Below are 2,483 nucleotides of genomic sequence, written 5' to 3'. Positions count from 1 at the left end.
ATATGATGCTTGCACTTCTTGCTGTAGTCACACATTAAAGGCGTGCGTGCAGCTTAAAAGAAAGAGGTCAAACTTCCTTTCTCTTTTAAAGTGCTTTGCGATTTTTTTATGCGAAAAACAGATAGAACTTCAAACATCTTCATTAGTTGAGCTTTCATAGCACTTCCACCTTTTGGTATTTTTCACCTGACACACATGTAAATAGTATGTATGTTTTTACTTTCATACAATTCTATCAAATCCATTAAAACAGTTTTATTTTTTAAATTCAACCGAAAAGTATTTTCATTATTTTTCCATAAACTAAACGAGATAAGCTGCTATAAGGTTTAAACCAAAAAAGAAAATTGAAATGATTTTTTACGAGTTTAATATCTTGACGAAAAAATATTTCAGGAATAAGATATGTTACATAAAGTAACGAGTGAAAGAAAAGTTACTTTTAAAAGATTATATTTTTCCTAACAGGAGGAAGAGATATGGAAGCGATGACTTTTGTTTTATTCGGTTCAACAGGTGATTTAGCGAAACGCAAAATTTATCCTGCACTCTATAATTTATTTGTAGACGGGAAAATCCCTAAATCAATTTCTGTTGTGGGACTAGGCAGAAGGGAGATGTCCGATGCTGATTTTCAGAAAAAAGTAAAAGAATCTATTCATACTTTTTCACGTCGCATCGAAAAAGATTCATCTCTTATGGAGCATTTTCTTTCAGCTTTTCGCTACAGCCAATTGGATGCAACGAATGCTGAAGACTATAAAAGTGTGTTAAATCTAGTAGAAGCACGAGAAGCAGAACTAAATATTCCAAGCAACCGAATGTTTTATCTCTCCGTTGCACCAGAATTTTTCGGTACGATCRCCGAGCATATTAAAAACAGTGGCTTAGGTGCTACAAAAAGTTGGAAACGGTTAATTATTGAAAAACCATTTGGTCATGATCTACAGTCAGCTCGTCAATTAAACGAAAACTTAAGCAAAGCGTTTAAAGAAGAAGAGATTTACCGCATTGACCACTATCTTGGCAAGTCGATGGTGCAAAATTTAGAAGCGCTGGAATTCGCTAATCCTATTCTTCAATCATTATGGAATAACGAACATATTGCGAATATACAAATTACAGCAAGTGAAACGGTCGGTGTAGAGGAAAGAGCAAGCTATTATGACCATTCAGGAGCCATTCGAGATATGGTTCAAAATCACATGCTGCAAATGCTGATGATGACGGCTATGCACTTACCTGCTCGCATTAGCGCTGATGATATTCGAAACGAAAAAATAAATGTGTTAAAAGCGCTTCGTCCGCTTGTAAAAGAAGATATGGATCTAGACGTTGTTCGCGGTCAATATGAGGCCGGAAAAATAAACGGGTCTTCAGTGGAGAGCTACGTAAATGAGCCGGGCGTATCACCATCTTCTCAGACGGACACGTTTTTAGCAGCCAGACTATATATCGATAATTCGCTTTGGAAAGGCGTTCCTTTCTACATTCGTACAGGGAAAAGAATGGCGGAAAAAGCGACGCGAATTGTTATTGAATTCAAAGACTCGTTAAAAGAGTTGTACTTAGACAAAGGAGAAACAACATCTCCAAACCTGTTGATCATTGAAATTAACCCGCATGAAAATATTACGCTGCAGTTGAACAGTAAAAACCCATTTAATCATGGTCATATTGAGCCTGTACAAATTAATTTTTCAGGCCAGCAAGAAGGAGCACCTGAAGCATATGAACGCCTTATTGCAGATGCATGTGCCGGAGATTCTACATTTTTTGCTCATTGGAAAGAAGTAGAGCTAGCTTGGGAATGGGTTCAGCCGCTTCTTGAAGCGTTTGAGGAAAATACAGTGCCGCTTTATAAATATGCAGCTGGTTCACACGGCCCTGATGCATCACATGCACTTTTAGAAAAAGACGGTTTTAAATGGTGGCTGGATGAAGAAACAGCGCGCCGATCACGCGAAGTACAGCCAGTTTAATACAAACAAAGCGAAAGAAGGATGACACATGAGTACCAACATAGACACACTTGCAGTTAATACGATTCGCACCCTGTCAATCGATGCGGTGAACGCAGCCAATTCAGGCCACCCCGGGCTTCCAATGGGAGCGGCTCCGATGACCTATGCGCTATGGGCGAATCACTTACAGCATAATCCGGCAAATTCAAGCTGGTTTAACCGGGATCGTTTTATCTTATCAGCCGGTCATGGCTCAAGCTTGCTGTATAGCATGCTTCATTTAAGCGGATACAATGTATCAATAGAAGATTTAAAAAGCTTTCGCAAGCTAAACAGTAAAACACCGGGACATCCTGAATTTGGCCATACGGACGGCGTGGAAGCCACAACAGGTCCTTTAGGTCAAGGAATTGCAAATGCAGTCGGAATGGCAATGGCAGAAGCTCATTTAGCGGCAAAATTTAACCAGTCAAAATTCCCAGTCATTGATCACTATACGTATACGTTAGTAGGCGATGG

General features: G+C 39.2%; 1 protein-coding gene and 1 pseudogene. Both read left to right on the top strand.

Features of this window, described 5'->3' with window-relative positions:
* Window positions 1-479 precede the first annotated feature (479 nt).
* Window positions 480-1,982 carry a glucose-6-phosphate dehydrogenase gene (gene zwf / locus AC1DRF_RS23085; RefSeq protein ID WP_477741786.1) on the top strand — a complete coding sequence of 501 codons (1,503 nt, stop codon included), beginning with the start codon at window positions 480-482 and terminating at the stop codon, window positions 1,980-1,982.
* Between the two features lie 28 nt (window positions 1,983-2,010).
* Window positions 2,011-2,483, top strand: a pseudogene (locus AC1DRF_RS23080) (transketolase); the annotation flags it as partial.

The organism is Priestia sp. P5_B4 (genome assembly GCF_056400385.1).
The sequence above is the reverse complement of the archived record's forward strand: the minus strand, read 5'-3'. Positions and strand labels throughout refer to the sequence as shown.